15 protein-coding genes are annotated in these 20087 nt (G+C 55.4%); 5 read left to right on the top strand and 10 right to left on the bottom strand.

Going from position 1 to position 20087, the window contains the following annotated elements; all coding sequences use genetic code 11:
* Positions 1–2: 2 nt before the first annotated feature.
* The gene (locus AL01_RS00490; protein ID WP_077395833.1) at positions 3–404 is read right to left on the bottom strand and encodes a MarR family transcriptional regulator; all 402 of its coding nucleotides are present in this window, start codon (positions 402–404) and stop codon (positions 3–5) included.
* Positions 405–644: 240 nt separating this feature from the next.
* Positions 645–2036, bottom strand: a complete 1392-nt coding sequence (locus AL01_RS00485; RefSeq protein WP_077395325.1) for a leucyl aminopeptidase family protein — start codon at positions 2034–2036, stop codon at positions 645–647.
* 99 nt (positions 2037–2135) lie between these two features.
* On the opposite strand from AL01_RS00485, the gene AL01_RS00480 reads away from it, so the two are divergent.
* The 3 genes from AL01_RS00480 to fdxA all read left to right on the top strand — a co-directional run bounded on the left by AL01_RS00480 (position 2136) and on the right by fdxA (position 5437).
* On the top strand, positions 2136–4718 hold the full coding sequence (locus tag AL01_RS00480; protein ID WP_143280625.1) for a helicase-related protein: 2583 nt from the start codon (positions 2136–2138) through the stop codon (positions 4716–4718).
* The gene (locus AL01_RS00475; RefSeq protein ID WP_077395324.1) at positions 4715–5002 is read left to right on the top strand and encodes an RNA-binding S4 domain-containing protein; all 288 of its coding nucleotides are present in this window, start codon (positions 4715–4717) and stop codon (positions 5000–5002) included. The genes AL01_RS00480 and AL01_RS00475 overlap by 4 nt, the downstream gene beginning before the upstream one ends.
* 102 nt (positions 5003–5104) lie before the next feature.
* On the top strand, positions 5105–5437 hold the full coding sequence (fdxA, locus tag AL01_RS00470) for a ferredoxin FdxA (RefSeq protein WP_077395831.1): 333 nt from the start codon (positions 5105–5107) through the stop codon (positions 5435–5437).
* Between the two features lie 165 nt (positions 5438–5602).
* On the opposite strand, the gene cyoD is transcribed toward fdxA, so the two are convergent.
* The 5 genes from cyoD to AL01_RS00445 form a co-directional block, all read right to left on the bottom strand.
* Positions 5603–5941 carry a cytochrome o ubiquinol oxidase subunit IV gene (cyoD, locus tag AL01_RS00465; protein ID WP_077395323.1) on the bottom strand — a complete coding sequence of 113 codons (339 nt, stop codon included), beginning with the start codon at positions 5939–5941 and terminating at the stop codon, positions 5603–5605.
* Positions 5941–6555 carry a cytochrome o ubiquinol oxidase subunit III gene (gene cyoC, locus AL01_RS00460; protein ID WP_077395829.1) on the bottom strand — a complete coding sequence of 205 codons (615 nt, stop codon included), beginning with the start codon at positions 6553–6555 and terminating at the stop codon, positions 5941–5943. The genes cyoD and cyoC overlap by 1 nt, the downstream gene beginning before the upstream one ends.
* Before the next feature lie 18 nt (positions 6556–6573).
* Positions 6574–8571, bottom strand: a complete 1998-nt coding sequence (locus tag AL01_RS00455) for a cbb3-type cytochrome c oxidase subunit I (RefSeq protein ID WP_077395322.1) — start codon at positions 8569–8571, stop codon at positions 6574–6576.
* Between the two features lie 14 nt (positions 8572–8585).
* Entirely contained in the window at positions 8586–9578 is a 993-nt protein-coding gene (gene cyoA, locus AL01_RS00450; RefSeq protein WP_241502636.1) for a ubiquinol oxidase subunit II, read from the bottom strand.
* A gap of 431 nt (positions 9579–10009) precedes the next feature.
* Positions 10010–10774 carry a Bax inhibitor-1/YccA family protein gene (locus AL01_RS00445; protein WP_077395828.1) on the bottom strand — a complete coding sequence of 255 codons (765 nt, stop codon included), beginning with the start codon at positions 10772–10774 and terminating at the stop codon, positions 10010–10012.
* Positions 10775–10925: 151 nt separating this feature from the next.
* Here AL01_RS00445 and AL01_RS00440 point away from each other — a divergent pair, with 151 nt between their 5' ends.
* Positions 10926–11516 carry a 2'-5' RNA ligase family protein gene (locus AL01_RS00440; RefSeq protein ID WP_077395320.1) on the top strand — a complete coding sequence of 197 codons (591 nt, stop codon included), beginning with the start codon at positions 10926–10928 and terminating at the stop codon, positions 11514–11516.
* On the opposite strand, the gene AL01_RS00435 is transcribed toward AL01_RS00440, so the two are convergent.
* Positions 11513–13555 (bottom strand): lysylphosphatidylglycerol synthase domain-containing protein, encoded by a 2043-nt coding sequence (locus AL01_RS00435; RefSeq protein WP_077395319.1) that lies wholly within the window; start codon positions 13553–13555, stop codon positions 11513–11515. The two genes, AL01_RS00440 and AL01_RS00435, sit on opposite strands and share 4 nt — an antisense overlap.
* 3 nt (positions 13556–13558) lie before the next feature.
* Complete coding sequence (locus AL01_RS00430) at positions 13559–15187, bottom strand: lysine--tRNA ligase (RefSeq protein ID WP_077395318.1); 1629 nt, start codon at positions 15185–15187, stop codon at positions 13559–13561.
* A 95-nt stretch (positions 15188–15282) separates the two neighbouring features.
* Here AL01_RS00430 and AL01_RS00425 point away from each other — a divergent pair, with 95 nt between their 5' ends.
* Positions 15283–18288 (top strand): ATP-dependent DNA helicase, encoded by a 3006-nt coding sequence (locus tag AL01_RS00425; RefSeq protein WP_241502635.1) that lies wholly within the window; start codon positions 15283–15285, stop codon positions 18286–18288.
* 105 nt (positions 18289–18393) lie between these two features.
* On the opposite strand, the gene groL is transcribed toward AL01_RS00425, so the two are convergent.
* Positions 18394–20055: a chaperonin GroEL gene (gene groL, locus AL01_RS00420; RefSeq protein WP_077395317.1), complete on the bottom strand. Its 1662-nt coding sequence runs from the start codon at positions 20053–20055 to the stop codon at positions 18394–18396.
* Between the last annotated feature and the right edge of the window lie 32 nt (positions 20056–20087).

The raw sequence follows: 20087 nt of genomic DNA, 5'->3' as shown, positions 1-20087 counted from the left end.
AATCAGCCAGCTTTACGCGTCTGGAGAGACGCTACAGACGACAAGACCGGCGCACGAACGACTACATCATCCCCGCTCGCCTCTTCCATGACACTCCGCAGCCCCCGCAGGTAAGCAGACCCCTTCAGCGTGCGTTGGACAAGGACAGAACGGCGGTCCAGCGGGTCCACCTTGCGGCGAGCAAGGTCTAATTCACTCAAGCGATCCAAGGCCCGGGTGATGGCTGGTTTGGACACGTTGAGCGACTGGGCAAGGCCTCGCACCGTATGTGCCCCATCCTCTAGGTAACAGCTCAGAAATACAGCCAGCTGGCGGGCGGACAGGTCCGGCCCCTCACCACGCACTGTGGAAACGATCGTATCACGCAGCAATTGAAGCATGCGGTTATCAGCATTCCGACTCATAATAAAAGCCCCATCGTTTCCGGTTTCAGATGCCCCCATACACCCCGGCATGACCATCCGCCTCTCGGCCATGCCTCATCATGTAACTACACGGGGACTTTGCTTTTCGCCCAGTTTGTGACGCTTTTGCATCGAAATGACAAGCACTCTCAATGCAGGGCAGCTATTCCCAAACCTGTTTTCCCTACAAAATGCAATGGAAAACAGGTTTCTGTACCAAATATTACAAATTGTTTCTTTTTAGAAACTTTCCGAAAACGCACGGAAAAGTGCTCTCAGAGCCAGCACCTCTCCCCCTACAGGGCGACCGGGACGGGTCGCGTCATTCCATGCGTAAGTGTCCACATGCGCCCATGTCTGCCCTGAAGGCACAAAACGCTGTAGAAACAGAGCCGCCGTGATGGCCCCTGCCATCGGGCGGGAAGATAGATTGTTACAGTCGGCAATCGAACTGTTCATCCAATCATCATACTCTGCCCAGAGAGGAAGCTGCCAAAGAGGATCATGCGTTTCTTTTCCAGAAGCAAGAATATGTTCTGCCAGTTCTTCATCATTACTGAACAAAGCGGGAAGATCAGGCCCTAAAGCGACACGAGCGGCACCGGTCAATGTTGCGGCATCCAGCAGCACGTCAGGTTGGCTCTCGGCCGCTTCGGTAAGAAGGTCTGCCAAAACGAGACGCCCTTCCGCATCCGTGTTGCCGACTTCGACACGTAACCCCTTGCGTGTCGTCAGTACATCACCCGGCCGCATGGCATGGCCGGAAATGCTGTTTTCTACACAACCAAGGCGTATCTCCAGCGCAATATCAGCTTCGGAATCTAGCAAAGCACAAGCCAGTGCCAGCATCAGAGTGGCCCCGCCCATATCCTTCTTCATTCTCGCCATGGAGGAGCCGGGCTTCAGGTCGTAACCGCCTGTATCGAAACAAACGCCCTTTCCTACAAGAGACAAACGTGGCGCATCCTTCGTCCGGCCTGCCTTACGACCGATCACGACCACGGCAGGCCTATCGGACCCAGCCCCGACCGCTGCCAAGCAAGGATAGGCTGTCTCCAGTGCCTCACCTTCAACTAGCTCTACAGAGGCCTTCCGCTCTGTCAGCATCTTGCGGGCGGCTTCGGCCAGTTCTGTTGGCCCCATAAGATTGGCAGGCGTATTGATGAGGTCCCGCCCCAGCCATGCCGCCCGTGCTAGAATCCGAGCCTCCCGCCCCAGCTCTGTCGGAACGCAGAGCTTTGCGCATGCCTTTTCTGCTTGGGCCGCCCCTTTAAGCTGGTATTCATAAGCACCGAGGCAAAAACCAAGAATCAACTCTTCCAGAATGGAAGCATCAAGCCCTTTAGGCTGCGGGGTCCAGCATCCTTCCTTCAAATGGGCAGGCAAAGCTCCATACGACATGGGGCCTTTCCCTGTTTCCACACAGAAGACAGCACCGGATACACCATCCTGCCCCGGCAACAAGGTGAACTGCCCGGCACGCCCCTCGAAGCCCTGCTTCCGCAAGAACGCCTCATGAGGCCCCAGCAGACCGGACAACGTTACCTCATCACCTGCCTTCACTACATAGAGGGGCAGAGCCGGGCCTCCCTCATCAGAAGGGCAGAGGGGCAAAAACGGAGCGTCAGACATATGAATACCGTCCCATCATCCAGAGTATGACTCTGGCTTTGCTGAAAAACTCTCTGGAATGTCTTGCTTTTATCCCATTCAAGCAAGATCATTCCAGCCATGACGGGACCATATCCATCCTTTACCACGGCAGCCTCCCAGCCGCCGGGACCAATCCACGCCGTACTCGGCCCCACCAATACTGGCAAGACTCATTACGCCCTTACCCGCATGATGGCCCATCAGAGCGGTATTATCGGCTTTCCTCTCCGCCTTCTGGCGCGGGAGAATTATGAACGTCTCGTCAAGCTGAAAGGCGAACGTCATGTCGCCCTGCTAACAGGTGAGGAAAAGATCATTCCCCCCGGTGCCCGCTGGTTCTCCTGCACAGTTGAAGCTATGCCGTTGGACCGGAAGGTGGATTTTGTCGGGATTGACGAGATACAGCTCGCTGCCGACCCCGACCGTGGGCACATCTTCACCGACCGTCTCCTCCACGCTCGTGGTAAAGGGGAAACCCTCTTTTTAGGGGCCGAAACCATCCGTGGGTTGTTGCGGCAGCTTGTACCCGGCATCACGATCGAGACCCGTGCCCGCCTCTCCCAGCTCACAAATATCGGGCCGGTCAACCTCACACGCCTGCCGCCCCGCTCCGCCATCGTGGCTTTTTCCGCCACGGAGGTTTACGCCATTGCTGAAGCCATCCGCCAGAAACGGGGCGGCTGTGCCATCATCATGGGGCGTCTTAGCCCCCGTACCCGCAATGCGCAGGTCGCCCTCTACCAGAACCGGGATGTGGACTATCTCGTAGCGACTGACGCCATCGGTATGGGGCTGAACATGGATGTGGACCATGTCGCCCTTGCCTCCCTCCACAAATTTGACGGTCAGAACTCCCGTGCTCTTACACCGCAAGAGGTCGCCCAAATTACCGGGCGAGCTGGCCGGGGCATGAGAGACGGCACGTTCGGCACCACGGCGTCTTGCCCACCTATGAGCCAGGAACTCATTAAGGCGGTGGAAGACCATCATTTCGAGGCCATCAAAGCCATCTACTGGCGGCAGACCAACCTTGATTATAGCTCCCCTGAAAAGCTCTTCCACAGCCTGATGAGCAAGCCGCCCCGCCCCGGACTGATTACCGGGCGTACAGCGGCCGATCTGGACGTGCTGAGCGGCCTTATGCAGATGGAGGATATCCGGGACGTAGCCCGAGGGCACAAAGCCACAGAACTGCTCTGGGAAGTTTGCCAGATTCCAGACTTCCGCAAGCTCGGCGATGGCAGCCATACACGGCTTTGCGCTCGCCTTTTCCTTGATCTGTTAAAACATCGCCGTATTCCTCCAGCATGGATGGAAGGGCAATTACGGGGACTAGACCGGCTGGATGGAGACATGGACACGCTGATGCACCGCCTCTCTGGTGTGCGGGTTTGCGCCTATGTGGCGGCCCGAACAGGCTGGATGCATCAAAGCCGCCAGTGGCAGGAGCGTTGCCGTGCGGTGGAAGACCGCCTCTCCGACACGCTACATGAGCGACTAAAGGAACGCTTCGTCAACAAGCGGGCCACAGCCCTGCTCCGCCGACCTGAAGCAGGCGCAGCCTCCGATGCCCTCTATGCCGTTACCCCCCAAAATCGCATCATCGTGGAAGGCCATGAGATCGGCCAGATTGTCGGTTTTACAATGCAAATCGATACCCCTACCGACAATCGGGAAGGTGAACTGCTGTTGCGGGCCGGCAAAAGAGCCTTACGACAAGCTATGCCTGCCCGGATACGCCATTTCCTGAAGCAGGATGCCAGCCAACTAACACTGAACGATGATAGACAAATTCACTGGGAGGGAGGCGCCATTGCCACACTCACCCGTGGCGATGATCTATTCCATCCCCTTATCCAGCTTCTGCCGGGAGAGTTTCAGGATAATCACCAAAGCCGACAGGTACAGACCCATCTTCAGGCCCTGATTACAGAACGGATCAACGGCATACTGGCCCCCTTTCTCCGACTGGTAGAGCAACTACAGGACACTCCAACTCTACGGGGCCTCTATTACCGCCTACGGGAGGATGGGGGCACCACACCAACCCTGCCTGAGGACCGGAGCCTCTCCCCAGCAGATAAGAAACGCCTCTATCGCAGTGGGGTGCGTATCGGGGTGCGTCAGATTTATTATCCGCTGCTCTTCCGCCCTGCCAGCTTACCCATGATGGTCCTGCTTCATAATATCTGGCACGGCCGCCACCAGAAGACGCCGAACGCTGCCCGCATCTGCCTACCTGTTGCAGACTATCCAACGCCCCCGCCGGGATGGGAAGAGACCGGCCCTGTCCATACCCGCCTCGATAGGCTGGACGCCCTCCTCTCTACTCTTCGCCCACATGGGCGACAGCCGAACCGCTCCTTCATCGCACCGGATACGCTTGCTTCATCCCTTGGGATAAAAACAGCCCTGTTACCCGCCCTCTTGAAGAGCCTGAGCATCCCTCACCATGCCCCACAGCCTCTTACAGCTGATCAGTACGGCCCAGCCTCTCCGCTTATCATTCTAGGACGAGCAAACCGCAAAGGGACAAAGCCTATCAAGCACACACGCCAGAACCGAAAGACAAACCCTCCCCGCAAAGAACAAAAGAACACCCGCAAACTGGCCGACTCTCCTTTTGCTGCACTTCAGAAATGGTCATCCGGTAAATCATGATGGAAGAACAGCGGCTTGATCTCTGGCTCTATTACACACGGCTCGCCAAAACCCGTGGCCTTTGTGCTGCTTTCATCCGCAAGGGCCGGGTTAGGATCAATGGGCAACGGACACACAAAACCCATGCCCGCCTCAGGCTCGGTGATATCGTTAGTTTCGCTTCCCCCCACCGAGAAAGAGAGGTGTGTGTTTGGCGTGTCATGCAGCTGGGAGAACGCCGGGGCCCCGCCAAAGAAGCAGCTCTACTTTATGAACGGATAGAGGAAAAGACGGCTAATTTCTGACAATAGGCTTGCAAAATGCCCTCCCCTTTCGGCATATCAGTGCTGGAATCCTTGAAATGGGCCGTTTGGCTGGCCTGCAACACCAAACCGGAGACGCCAATAATGGCCTATGTGGTCACAGAAAACTGCGTTCGCTGCAAGTTCATGGACTGTGTGGAAGTCTGCCCCGTTGACTGCTTCTACGCTGGTGAGAACTTCCTTGTCATCAACCCTGATGAATGCATTGACTGCGGCGTGTGTGAGCCCGAATGTCCGGCAGAAGCCATCTTCCCCGATAGCGATGCCCGTGCTGCTGACTGGATGGAAATCAACGCCAAATATTCAACTATCTGGCCGAACATGAGCCAGAAAGGCACACCGCCCGCCGACCGTGAAGAATGGAACGGCAAGGAAGGCAAGCGTGAAATGCTCTCTGAAGAGCCGCATAAAGACTAATTAGCCTTCCCCATTAACAGCTGACAAAACCCCCAGAGGATACCCATCCTCCGGGGGTTTTTCTTTGCCAGTGATCCCGCCTCTTTTCAGCAAGTTCACATAAAAAAACCGGCGGAGGTAATCCCCCGCCGGCTTCTTCATAGTGCTGACATGATAGGCTGACTATTAGCCAGCCATCATGTTTGCCTGTGCGTCCCAAAGAACAAACAGATAACCAGCCACCACGATCAGAACCATCAGAGCCGTCACGATGAAGGCTGCCAGATTCTGCCGCTGTGAGAGGCTCTTCGCCCCCATGTGCAGGAAGAAGATCAGATGGACAACCATCTGCACTGCAGCCAGCACACCGAGAATGGCAATCGTCTGCCAGAAGGAGAAGGCCTTGCTGAGGACAGTGGCGAAGGACGCCACTGTCAGGATCACGGCCAAAACGAAACCTACAATGTAGGAACCATAGGAACCGTGATTCTCACCTTCGTGCGATGTCGTATGATTCTCGCTCATTAGACAACACTCCCCAGGTAAACGAAGGAAAAGACGCAGATCCAGACGATATCAAGGAAATGCCAGAACAGGCTCAGGCATGTCAGTTTCGTCTGCATCCGGGTGCTCAGCCCCTGCTTGCCCATGATCTGGAAGAACAGGACCAGCATCCAGATCAGACCGATCGTGACGTGCAGCCCGTGCGTGCCTACCAGCGTAAAGAAGGAAGACAGGAAGGCGGACTTGTCCGGACCAGCACCATGAGCCACGAGCTCATTGAATTCCCTGATCTCAAGAACCACGAAGGAAACACCGAGCAGGAAGGTCAGCAGCAGCCAACCCAACACGGCACCCTTGTTCTTCTTGTGGGCGTTGATGGATGCAAAGCCGTATGTGATGGAAGAGAAAAGCAGGATGGCTGTTTCGATCTCAACATTCTTGATATCGAACAGGTCCTTACCCGTCGGCCCACCAGCAAAGTGATGGCAGAGTGTAGCAAAGACGGCAAACAGCGTGCCGAAAATGATACAGTCTGTCATCAAGTAGATCCAGAAACCAAAAATCGTGGTTTCCTGCTGATGGTGCTCATGCTCATCGTGATGAGCAGAGGGTGCGTGAGTTGCGTCATAAGACATGGTTTTCATCGCCTCCCTTTACTCTGCTGCCTTGGCAGCGGCAAGCCGCCGGGCAAAAGCTTCTTCATCAGCCCGGATCTCTTCTACAGGAACGTAGAAATCAACATCCAGGTTCGCACTGCGATGAACAACGGTGAAGAAAGCCACAACCAGCCCCACAACAACGGCCCACCAGATATGCCAGACCAGCGCAAAGCCAATCAGCAGACCGCAAGCACCCAGTACGGGACCAACAGCCGAATATTTCGGCATATGGATCGGCTCCAGCTCGGAGACCGGTGCCGGACGTCCCAGTTCCTTCTCGATATGGAATGTATCCAGACCACGAATAACCGGCAGACGTGCGAAGTTGTAGTGCGGAACCGGAGATGGAATTGACCATTCCAGCGTACGACCAGAACCCCAGTTGTCACCCGTCAGATCCAGTGCATCCGGCTTTTTGTTGACGGCGTCAAACGCAGCCAGAACAAACTGGATGACCTGGCAAGCCAGACCAGCAGCCAGAACGAACACGCCAACGCAGGCCACGAGCAGCCAAGGATGCCAGTCCGGGTTGTCGTAATGGTTCATACGGCGGGTCATACCCTCCAGACCAACAGCATAGAGCGGGATGAAGGAGAGGTAGAAACCAACGAACCAGAAACGGAACGCCCATTTACCCCAAACATCACGCATCTTGTAGCCAAAGGCCTTCGGGAACCAGTAGCTCAGACCAGCCACGTAACCGAAGAACACACCACCGATAATCACGTTATGGAAGTGCGCCACCAGGAACAGGGAGTTATGAATAACCCAGTCTGCTGCTGGCATAGCCATCATGACACCGGTCATACCACCAATGGAGAAGGTGATCATGAAGCCGACGATCCAGTGCATCGGACCTTCGAAGCGGACACGCCCCTTATACATGGTGAAGAGCCAGTTGAAGATCTTCACACCCGTCGGTACGGCGATGAACATCGTCATGATACCGAAGAAGGTGTTCACATCAGCGCCGGCACCCATCGTGAAGAAGTGGTGAACCCACACGATGCTACCCAGGAAGGTGATGATACCCGTTGCAATAACCATCGTAGCATAACCGAAAAGCGGCTTGCCGGAGAAGGTTGCTGCAATTTCAGAGAACACACCGAAGGCAGGCAGGATAAGGATGTAAACCTCTGGATGACCCCAAGACCAGATCAGGTTCAGGTAGAGCATAACGCTACCACCACCATCATTGGTAAAGAAGTGCATCCCGACATAACGATCCAGAGCCAGCAGAGCCATGGAAACCGTCAGAACCGGGAAGGTCGTCAGGATCATGATGCAGGCAAAGAAAGCCGTCCATGTGAAGACGGGGATGTGCATCCACTTCATGCCGGGGGCACGGAGCTTGATGATCGTTGTCAGGAAGTTCATCCCAGTCAGCAGCGTACCGATACCGGAGATCTGCACGGACCAGATGTAGTAATCCACACCAACGCCGGGGTTGAACTGCAGTTCGGAGATCGGCGGATAGCCGAGCCAACCGACATTGGAGAACTCACCAATGAAAAGAGACACATTGATGAGAATGGCACTGACGAGCGTCATGTAGAAGCTGATCGAGTTGATCAGCGGGAACGCAACGTCACGCGCACCAATCTGCAGAGGCACCACGAAGTTGAACAGGGCCTGCATCATCACCATGGCCATGAAGAAAATCATGATCGTACCATGGGCCGAGAAGACCTGGTCATAATGGTGCGGTGGCAGATAACCGGGGTTACCTGCGTAAGCGAGGGCAAGCTGTGTACGCATCATCAACGCATCGGCAAAGCCACGCACGAGCATGACGAGGCCGAGAATGACGTACATGATGGCGAGTTTCTTATGGTCGACAGTCGTCAACCACTCACGCCACAGATAACCCCATTTTTTGAAATAGGTGACCGCCGCAAGAACGGCAATCCCGACTACAGCCACACCGATGAACGTACCGACAAGAATCGGCACATCATAAGGTATGGCAGAAAGGGTAAGTTTTCCGAGCATCTTTAGATCAGTCCTCACATGCCGGTATTGGAAGGTGCAGCCTCATGAGACTCAGCTGGCATGTTCATGGACTTTTCACCCATGTTCTTGCCGTGATCCTCGTGGCTCATGCCGACATTGTATTTCGCAACAATGCCCTCAAACAGCCCAGACTGTACGCTAGAGAAATATACGACCGGGGCCGGCTTTGGTGCCTCATCATGCGGGGCAGGCGGTGCGGTGTGATATTTCGGGTATGTCTGTGCGTCCAGAGCCTCTTTAGCTACAAGCGGATTGTCGCCGCTGCGTACATTCTGCACCCAAGCGTCAAACTGCTCCTGCGGCATAGCAATGGCACGGAAGCGCATATCGGAGAAGCCCGGCCCTGTATACTGGGCGGCCTCACCCTGGAAGTTACCTGGGCGGCTTGCCAGCAGGTGGAGCTGTGTTTCCATCCCAGCCATGCTGTAGATCTGAGATCCAAGCTGCGGAATGAAGAAGGATGTCATCACACTGTCAGACGTAATCCGGAAATCCAGAGGTGTCTTTGTGGGGACGTCCAGCTCGTTGATGGTTGCAATTCCAAGGTCTGGGTAAATGAACAACCATTTCCAGTCCAGAGAAATTACTTCCACATGGAGCGGTTTTGCATCAGGCGCACCGACTTTTGCCTGCATCTCCTTGGAGATCGGCTTATACGGGTCGTAATCGTGCGTGCTCTTATAGTTAAAGACACTCAGAACAAGAATGATCAGAATGGGCACGCCCCAAATGAACACTTCAATCTTGTTTGAATGTGACCAGTTCCGCAGATATTCCGCCTTCGTATTGGAAGCCCGATATTTCCAGGCAAATACGAGGGTCGCAATAATCACCGGAACCACAACGCACATCATGACGGCCCATTCAAGCACCATCATGTCGCGATTACCTTCCCCGATCGGGCCGGCCGGTTGAAGAAGATCAACCGTACAACCCGACAGCATCAATGCAGGCAACGCCGGGAAAAATCGCCAGAGTCTTTTCATGGATCCTGCCTCTATCTGTTGTTCCGCCATAAAAAGGCCGAAACACTTTCTGACACAGTCAGGACAGCGCAATCGCCACCGAACGTTGTCATCTTATATGTGCCTTTCCCGTTCGTATCCTGACAACAGAAGGGAACTCCCTCCTTACTCAATATGAAATATGGGGCCCTGAGACCCCAGTGCCGACCACTTTATTCAGCCTGAATAACGGAGATTACAAGGGGGCAATCCTCATAAAAAAAAAGAACCCCATAGGTCTTGTTTTAAGAAAGACCGGTTATCTGCCGTTTCTTAGAAAACACTATAAAATCGTGGAAAACAAGAACACATCCATTTAATTTTTCATTTTCTTTTCAATCGCAAAAAATCGCAACAAAAAAGGGCCCGAAGGCCCTTTTCCATATTCAGATACAAACCCGACTCATCAGGTATCAATCACGCCCACCAGACCGTGTCCCAGTAAACTGAAGAAGAAACTGAAAGAGATTCACGAAGTTCAGATACATCGAAAGGGCATCATAGACCCCCATCTTACCCAGCTCCTCCGCAGGGAGGACAGTCGCATATTGCTGGTAAGAAAACTTAATACGCTGCGTATCGTAAGCCGTCAGCCCCGTGAACAACAGCACCCCGACAAAAGAGATCAACACTGTCAGACCGTGAGCCGGGAGGAACATATTAATCAAAGACGCAATTACCAGTCCGACAAGCCCCATCGTCAAGAAAGACCCGAAACCCATCAGAGACCGGTTTGTCACATACCCCCAGAGGGACATCACCCCATAAAGAGACGCCGTAATAAAGAAGGTACGAACAACCGAAGCCCCAGTATATGCCATCAGCAGAGATGCCATGCTGATACCCATCACTGCGCTGAAGAGCAGGAAAAGCAGCTGCGCCGTAGAACGAGAAAGACGGTTCACACCAAAGGACAGCACCAGAACAAAAGCCAGAGGTGCAAAGATGCCCAGCATCCCCAAACCAGTAGGAGCCAGCGTGAAAACATCACCCCGCTGCACGACATGGAAGAATAGTGCCCGGAGAGACGTATGGACCACGGCATAAGCCGTTACCCCCGTCAACGCCAGAGCAAGAGCCATCCAGTTATAAACACGCAGCATATAAGCCCGCAGGCCTGCATCAAAAGCGACAGCTGACTGCCCCCGTGTCGTCTCAAAATCCGAATGGAAAGCCATAACACCCACTTACTGCGGAAGATCTACGGAAGAGGCCTATCCTGCCCCCTATCGTTTCCATAAGATGTGGGGTAGTTTCCTCTCAAGTCAAGAAGGTGGGAGACCCCCTCGGCTTTCTTTTTGTTAATCTCCCTTTCTGCGGGAGGTCTGTATGAACCTTTCCCTCGCCATCACGCTCTCCTCCACCCTTCAGGCTGAACTCGGCCTATTGCGTGGCAGTCTGGATGATGTCCACTGGACACCAGCAGAACAGAGCCTGATTCCTCTCCAGCACCTCGGCCATCTCTCCAGTCGTCATGAACTGGAAGAGCTGGATATGGCCCTCTCTCATTTACGGTGGGAACCGTTCCCTCTGGCACTGCATCAAGTGGCCCATCAGATGGGAGATGTGGAAGACCGGCTGACAGTCGGCGTTACACCGCAGCAGCCGCTGCTTACCTTACAGAAACGCCTTGCCACAGCCTTAAAGCGGGTAGGCCTCTCTCTGCCCCGCCGCACTGTCGTCCCAGAACTGACAGTCGCCCGGCTAGCACCAGCATCACCAACCGATCTCATCCCGTGGATACAGCGTCACAATCTGTTCCATAGCTCTGAAATGGTGGTGGATCATATAAGCCTGGTGGAACATTTACCCTCCAGCAGCGGCACGCATATCCGCCCACTGGAAAACTATATGGCCGGACCTGAATTCATCCAACCACCAGTGTCACTATCTTCCCACGAAGAAGACGAACTCTTTTAGACACCCAACAACAGTTTCAGGGCGTGATAATCTTCCGGTCGGCAAACAAGGAACCACCCTTCATCACTCTCAAGAGAGAAAAGCCCGAGACCAAAAGAAGCGTAGATATCCGCTTGCCGTGCCCCATATTGCAGGACGGCAAGCTGGCATCCTTCCTGCACGGCATAATCCCGCAAACGCCATATAGCACCACCCCGCCAGCCCCGTGCGCCTACAGCACCTCCCAAGCACAGCAAAACCGGCTCCGAAAGCAGGAACGGCTTTAGCCGAAGAACAGCGCACGCAGCCTTACCCGTGGCATCCGTCAGCATACCATCTGGCACGAAAAGACGTTCCAATGGCAAGGACAGGGCAAAATCTGATTCTTGGAGGCAGGCATAACGCACACGAGTATCCATATTCCACGGCAGAATATGAATCCGTGTCTTCCTAAGTGCCAACCAAAGGCCCACAACGCAGCAGAGTGCCGCCCCTCCCAGAAACCAGCGGCCTACAGCTGTATGAGCATCATAGACCATCGACCGCCACCACACATGCCCGAGATGACGTTGCCGAGCGATCCAGCTGACACCAGCTAGGCCACACAACCAGAGCGAAAATGGCGCCAGAATAAAGGGAGAAAACGGCTCAACCCGCCAGTAAGCCTGACGATAATAATTCTTGCGGAACGGCAGCAGCACAAGCAGGACGGCCAACACTACGACAAAAGCCACCCAATGGGCTTGCCGCACAGCCAATATCGCCAACGTAGCATAAAGAGCACCAACCGAAAGCCGCCATGCCAGTGCCACCCTTTGGGACAACCCAAGAGACAAACCAACAAGCATCACCCCAATAAGAGTGAGCAAAAAGGCCGCCCCTTGAAGGATGACTGCCCCCCAGAAAGAATGAAACAGAGGCAATGGTGCCAAAAGGGCATACACCACAATGACAATACCCAGCATGGCCTGACTGCCCGTCGCCACAACTGTGGAGAAGTCCGCTTCAGACGAACGCAAACTCTGGCTATGCTCCACGGTTTTACCAAACCGCACCAACAGAGGGGCACCCTTTATAAAAAGCTCATGCCCAGCGAACATGGCCCCGGCCAGAAGTAGAGGAATAATGTAGTAAAACAGCCGAAAGACCAGAATACTCGCCATGATATGGGGTACGGAAAACCACGGCGAGAGAGCGAGCAGCATAGTGCTATCGAACACCCCCAGCCCGCCCGGCACATTAGCCAAAAGCCCTGCCGTATAAGCCCCGATATAGATGGCCAGAAAGCCACCAAAAGTCAGGCTACTCCCCTGTGGTAACGTATCCAACACACACCAGGCAATCAGGGCTGTGGCAGACATGTCCGCCATGCTGGAAAATATCTGCCCCAGCCCAATCCGCCAGTCTGGAAAACGTAACGTCCATTTATAGATACGAACTTCCTGCTTCCAGCAGGGCAGAAGCACATAGGCTAGCAAAACAGCAAAACAGCCACCCCCGCCTATAGTCGTCATCCAGTGTGGGACATGGCGAACGTAAGGAATGATACCCGGCTGGTCCAGCAAGATAAAACCCACCAGCCCCAACATCCCCAGCCAGTAAGTGACCGAGCAGAACGCCACGATTGACGCAATCTTAAGCCCCGGCACGCCCCAATTACGATACAGCCTGTATCGCACTGCCGTGCCAGAAATAGCGGCACACCCCAGATTATGGGAGAGGACATAGGAACAAAACGCCACAAAGGCCGCTCGCCCCCACGAAACCCCCGCCTTTACATGCAGGCAAGCCAAACCATCATAAAAAGACAGAATGGCGTAAGAGAGGAACGTAGCCCCAGCCCCCTTCCACAAAGCAGATGTCGGAATAGCATGAAGCCCGCCCATCACCTGCTGAAGGGAAAGGTGCTGAAGCTCCCGCCAGATCACCAGACCAGCAACAATCAGCAGAACTAACCCCACCAATGCAGGCAGGCGTGTCAACAGACGCCTCAGCCGCCCTCCACCAGAGGGCGGAGACGCTACCTCCGCATTATCTGGCACACCGGAAGGATCCGTCATGCCTTAGCCCCGGCTCTCCTCTGCCACGGTCTCTTCTGCCGCCTCAACAGGGCGGGCCAGAGCCTCATCGATAAGAGCAATAGTCTCTTTCAACCCGAATAGAGCCGCAAAGATACCAAAACGAGGGCCTTCCTTCTGGCCCAAAAGCACCTCATACAGGCACCCGAACCATGAACGCAGCTCCGGCTTCGCAAAATAGCGTTTACCAACTTCAAAAACGACATTCTGCACGTCATCCGGGCTGGCATTCTCTGGCACGGTCTTCAGAGTTGCAGCGAGGTCCTCAAGCGCCTTGCGCTCCGTTGCTGTCGGCGCACGGAAGACCTTGGTCGGGCGGACACGTTCATTGAAGTAATCGAGGGCGTGCTGAACCAACCCAGCCACATACGGATGTGTCTCCGGCGACAGGCTGGAATCATAACGCCGGAGGAACTTCCAAAGCGTTTCCACCTCACGGGCATTAGCCACACTGGCCAGATTCAAAAGAGCGGTGAAAGAAACCGGGCTGGTATCCTGCGGGCGCAATGTACCTTCATGGACGAACCATACCGGATTGGACAGAAACTCTTCTGCACTCTGCTGCTCCCCCTTCTGCACGAGGGCGAGGTATTCGTCCGTCGCTCTGGGGATCATGTCCGTATAGAGCCGCTTAGCACGGGTCGGCTGCTGGAACATATAATGCGCCAGACTCTCCGCAGGGCCGTAGCGCAACCATTCTTCAACAGAGAGACCATTCCCCTTGGATTTGCTGATCTTCTGGCCGTTAGCATCCAGAAACAGCTCATAAGTCAGGTTCAACGGCGGCTCACTGCCAAGGATGCGGCAAATTTTGGAGGAGAGCTTTACACTGTCGATGAGGTCCTTACCGGACATCTCATAATCGACACCCAGCGCATACCAACGCATGGCCCAGTCGGCCTTCCACTGCATCTTGGCCTGCCCGCCATACACGGAAGTCTCGAAACTTTTGCCCTCATCGTCCTTCCAGACCACCGTTCCGGCATCCGGGTTGACGCTGATAATGGGCACCTGCATGACACGACCCGTCTCAGGGTGGATAGGCAACACAGGGGAGTAAGTTGCACGACGTTCCTTGCCCAGCGTAGGGGCAATCACCTCGATGATGCGGTCATGCTCTTCCAAAACACGCTTCAGGGCCGCATCAAAAATACCGGACGTGTAATAATCAGTGGCCGAGGCGAATTCGTAATCAAAACCAAATGCATCAAGGAACTGCCGCAGTCGGGCATTGTTATGAGCGGCAAAACTTTCATGCGTGCCAAATGGATCGGGAATACGGGACAGGGGCAGCCCCAGATGCTCTGCGAGCATTTCCTGCTGCGGCACATTCCCCGGCACTTTGCGCAGAGCGTCCATATCATCAGAGAACGCCAGAAGGCGCGTCTTGCGGCCTGTCAGCTCCTGAAAGGCCTGTCGAACCCATGTCGTCCGGGCAACCTCACCAAATGTACCGATATGAGGCAAGCCGGAAGGGCCATAGCCTGTCTCCATCAGAACCGGTTTACTAGGGTCCCTATCTGCCACACGGGCGGCCAGTTTGCGGGCTTCCTCAAACGGCCAGAGCTTGGGAAGGGACGAATCATTCTGGGGAGAAGGCGTTTTTTTCTGCATAAGACCATGTTAATTATGAACCCTCCCCCCTCTGGTCAAGTATTCAGGCGTTCCGTCTGCCGCTTTCCCCCTCGCAGGCAGGGGCCTTCCTGTGTATGAGTCTGGACATGTCCAGCCTGTTCCGCTCCTTCTTTGACGCTCCGGCCTTGATCGCACGGCATGGCCTCTCCTCCATCATTACCCCCGATGGTGAGGTGCTGGACATTCCCCTTTCCGAAGTCCGAGATACGCTTCGTCAGCTTCCTCCGCCTCTGCTCATTCATGGGCCTGCTACGCTCCGCTTGCTAGAGCTTCCCCCCGAGCCACTCCCCGCCCCTTGGCTGGACTTGCTAGAGCTTTTCTTGCTTGTCCACCCGGCCCGCAACGTCACTCCGACTGCCCGTGGCCTTGCTCTGGAGCTAAAGCTCATCCCCCCGGATGATGCCACCCCCTTGCAAGCTGACATCCTTTACAAAATCGCCCAGCATCTTTTGGATGAATTGGCAGAGCAATCCGCCCAGAAAATCGCCACGCTCCATCTTCTGCTCCCCACATTACGACAAGCCGGGTGGAGCTGGCATGACATCGTAAAAGATGCCCTCCCTGCTGCAAAAAACACAACACAGCACAACCGAGCAAAAGAAGTCGATGCTCTAAAAATATGGAAACGCCTACCCCAATGGGAAGAGCGTGCACCTCGCCCCCCTGCGGGCAGCCACTCCGTCAACCAGCAAGAGGCCCGCAAGCGTCTCTCTGCCCTGCTGGGTAAAGATGCCGAGCCACGGCCCGGTCAGGCTGATTTTGCCTCCGCCACTAGCTACGCCTTCACGCCCCGTGATGTTGCCAACACCCCCAACATCATGCTGGCAGAAGCAGGAACCGGTACCGGCAAAACAATGGGCTATATCGCCCCAGCCAGCCTTTGGGCCGAGAAAAATGACGGAGCTGTATGGGTCAGCACCTATACACGCCATCTACAACGGCAGATCGAACAGGAACTGACACGCCTCTACCCCGACCCGACAAAACGGCACGAGCTGGCTGTCATCCGCAAAGGGCGGGAGAATTATCTTTGCCTGCTAAATCTGGAAGACATCACCACCACCCTGCTCAACCGTTCACCACAGCAAGGGCAGAGTGGCCTTATTCCACTGGTTTTCCTCGCTCTCTGGGCCGAAGCTACAGAAGATGGCGACCTCATGGGTGGTGATCTACCCGGCTGGTTTGGCGATCTCTTCCAATCAGGATTACTGAACATGATTGCCGACCGGCGGGGTGAATGCATCCATTCTGCCTGTCCGCATTACCAAAGCTGCTTCATTGAACATGGCATCCGTCGTGCCCAACACGCCCAATTCGTCATCGCCAATCATGCGCTCGTCCTATCGCAAGCAGCGTGGAATGCCATGCTACCGCAGGACACAGCCCCCGGTAATCTGCCAGACGAGAATGGCGTCCCCACCCGCTATATCTTTGACGAAGGGCACCATATCCCCGATGCCGCCGACAGTGCTTTCTCGCTGGTCTTTTCCGGACTAGAAGCCGCCGACCTGCGCCGCTGGATCTTGGGAGCCGAAGGGGGACGCTCCCGCGCCCGTGGGCTGCTCCGCCGCATGGAAGACCTTATGGAACGTCTTCCCTCCCTTAAGGAAAGCCTTCAAGAACTTATCTATGCCACACAAAAGGGATTGCCACGCCCCGGTTGGAGTAGCCGCTTACACGAGGCACGACAGGCCCGTCTGACACCACAGTTTGAGGACACAAACCTACCGGAAGAAGAGACCTCTGCCCTACTGCCTGATGATACTGATGAAGAAACGCCCTCTCTCGACGTCATAGAGCAAACCCCACTTACCCAACCAGCTGAAGATTTCCTTCAAATGCTGGACATGCATCTTGATGCCCGTATAGCCGAACTACAAATGCTGACACGGGGCGAACATGGCCATTATCCACGGCAAGAATGTGACCTGCACCCTATCCCCACCCCGCTACGAGACCGAGCCGAAGGCCTGCTAACCGCACTTCAGGACATTGTGACCCCGTTGGACCGGGTCATCAAACATCTGCAAAACGCTCTGGAGGAACAGGAAGAAGAGCCAGACACTGCTTTTCAGCAACGGCTGGAGGGCACTATCCGTAGCCTCCATCGCCGGGCACTCTCCCGCCTGCAAGGCTGGATCAACATGTTACGGGCGATCATCGACCAGCCCATAGCCCAGCCGAGCTTGCCCACTTATGTGGACTTCATCCACCGTGAACCTCTCCCCTCCACACGGGTTCTACAGAAGGGGCACGACATTGCCCTGAACCGCCACTGGCTAGACCCGACCATTCCCTTTGCTGGCACTCTGCAAAGCACCACACACGGGCTGCTCATCACCTCCGCCACATTGCGGGACCGCAGCCCAAATGAGGACGGAGACACCGGATGGGAAAAGGCCGAACGGCGACTAGGAACAGCACACTTCCTCAATCCCCCTATGCGGGCAGCTCTGATGAGTCCGTTCGATTATGCTCACCAGACACGAGCTTACATCATCACCGATGTTTCCAGAAACCCGACAATACAAGCACAGGCTTTTCAGGCCCTATTCGAGGTTGCGCATGGTGGGGCCTTGGGGCTTTTCACAGCCATTCGGCGACTGAAGGAGGTTCATCGGCGCATCCATGAACCACTAGGGATGAAGCATATCCCGCTTTATGCCCAGCATGTCGATGCTATGACCAACGCCACACTGGTTGATGTTTTCCGTACTGAAACCAATAGCTGCCTACTGGGGACAGATGCCATGCGGGATGGCGTGGATGTCCCCGGTGAGGCCCTCCGCATGGTGGTGATGGAGCGCACCCCCTGGCCCCGCCCCGACATTCTACACAGGGAACGCCGCCGCCATCTCTCTGGCGGCAGGCCGGGTGACTATGACGACCTCATCACCCGAATGCGCCTGCAACAAGCCTTCGGGCGGCTCATCCGCCGTGCTGATGACCGAGGGGTGTTCATCATTCTGGACAGCCGGATGCCGTCCCGCCTCCTCTCCGCCTTCCCGGACGGTGTTCCCATCCAGCGTTTGCCACTGACCGAAGCACTGGCAGACATTGACGGCTTCCTAAACCGATAACCCACAAAAAAAGCCCCGCTCCCAAAGGGGCGAGGCTTTTCTTTTGACCTGTCGTAACAGGAGGCCATCCCGGCCAAAGTGACCGGGATGGGGAAGAATGAGCGATCAGAAGCCGCCCATACCACCCATGCCACCCATTCCGCCCATGCCACCCATACCGGCACCAGCAGCATCGTCGGACTTCTTCTCCGGACGCTCGGCAACCATGGCTTCCGTGGTGATCAGCAGGCCAGCAACAGATGCGGCATCCTGCAGGGCTGTACGAACGACCTTTGTCGGGTCGATGATACCAGCAGCCACGAGGTCCTTGTACTCACCCTTCTGGGCGTCAAAGCCTTCGTTGTAGTTGCTCAGTTCCAGAACCTTGCCAGCAATCACAGCACCATCTTCACCGGCGTTGTGGGCGATCTGGCGCAGCGGAGCCTGCAGAGCCTTGCGAACGATCTGAGCACCAGCACGCTGGTCATCGTTCTCGAAGGCCAGGTCATCGAACAGCAGGCTTGCACGGGCCAGAGCCGTACCACCACCCGGGACGATACCTTCTTCAACAGCGGCGCGGGTGGCGTGCAGAGCGTCATCAACGCGGTCCTTACGCTCCTTCACCTCAACCTCGGTGCTGCCACCAACGCGGATGACGGCAACGCCACCAGCCAGCTTGGCCAGACGTTCCTGCAGCTTCTCACGGTCGTAGTCAGATGTCGTAGCTTCGATCTGGGAGCGGATCTGAGCGCAACGGCCCTTGATACCCTCAGCAGCACCGGCACCTTCAACGATGGTGGTGTTCTCTTTGTCGATATGCACCTTCTTGGCTGTGCCAAGCATATCCAGCGTGACGGATTCCAGCTTGATGCCGATATCCTCGGAAACAACCTGACCACCGGTCACGATGGCGATGTCTTCCAGCATAGCCTTGCGACGGTCACCGAAGCCCGGAGCCTTAACGGCAGCGATCTTCAGGCCACCACGCAGCTTGTTCACAACCAGCGTTGCCAGTGCTTCACCATCGACTTCCTCAGCGATGATCAGCAGCGGACGGCCAGACTGCACAACGCTTTCCAGCAGCGGCAGCATCGGCTGGAGAGAAGAAATCTTCTTCTCGTGGATCAGGATGTAGGGGTTTTCCAGATCAGCCGTCATCTTCTCCGTATTCGTCACGAAGTACGGGGAGATGTAACCACGGTCGAACTGCATGCCTTCCACGACATCCAGCTCGGTGTGCAGGCCCTTAGCCTCTTCCACCGTGATGACGCCCTCGTGGCCGACCTTCTCCATAGCTTCGGAGATCATCTTGCCGACTTCGGACTCACCGTTAGCGGAGATCGTACCAACCTGAGAAATCTCATCCTGAGAAGAGATCTTCTTGGTGCGGGTCTTCAGCTCGTCCACAACACGCAGCACGGCCTTGTCGATGCCACGCTTCAGGTCCATCGGGTTCATGCCAGCGGCAACAGCCTTGGCACCCTCACGGATGATAGCCTGAGCCAGAACGGTAGCGGTCGTGGTACCATCACCAGCCACATCGTTGGTCTTGGAGGACACTTCACGCACCATCTGTGCGCCCATGTTCTCGAACTTGTCGGCCAGCTCGATCTCCTTGGCAACAGAAACGCCGTCCTTGGTGATGCGGGGAGCACCGTAGCTCTTGTCCAGAACAACATTGCGGCCCTTCGGACCGAGTGTCACCTTCACGGCATTGGCGAGAATATCCACACCACGGAGCATACGCTCACGGGCATCAGCACCAAATTTTACGTCTTTAGCAGCCATTATACCTAATTCCTTTAAAGATGGTCAGAGAG

The organism is Bombella intestini (genome assembly GCF_002003665.1).
Lineage (GTDB): Bacteria > Pseudomonadota > Alphaproteobacteria > Acetobacterales > Acetobacteraceae > Bombella > Bombella intestini.
Note: the sequence above shows the minus strand (reverse complement) of the source record. Positions and strands in the feature narration are given on the sequence as shown.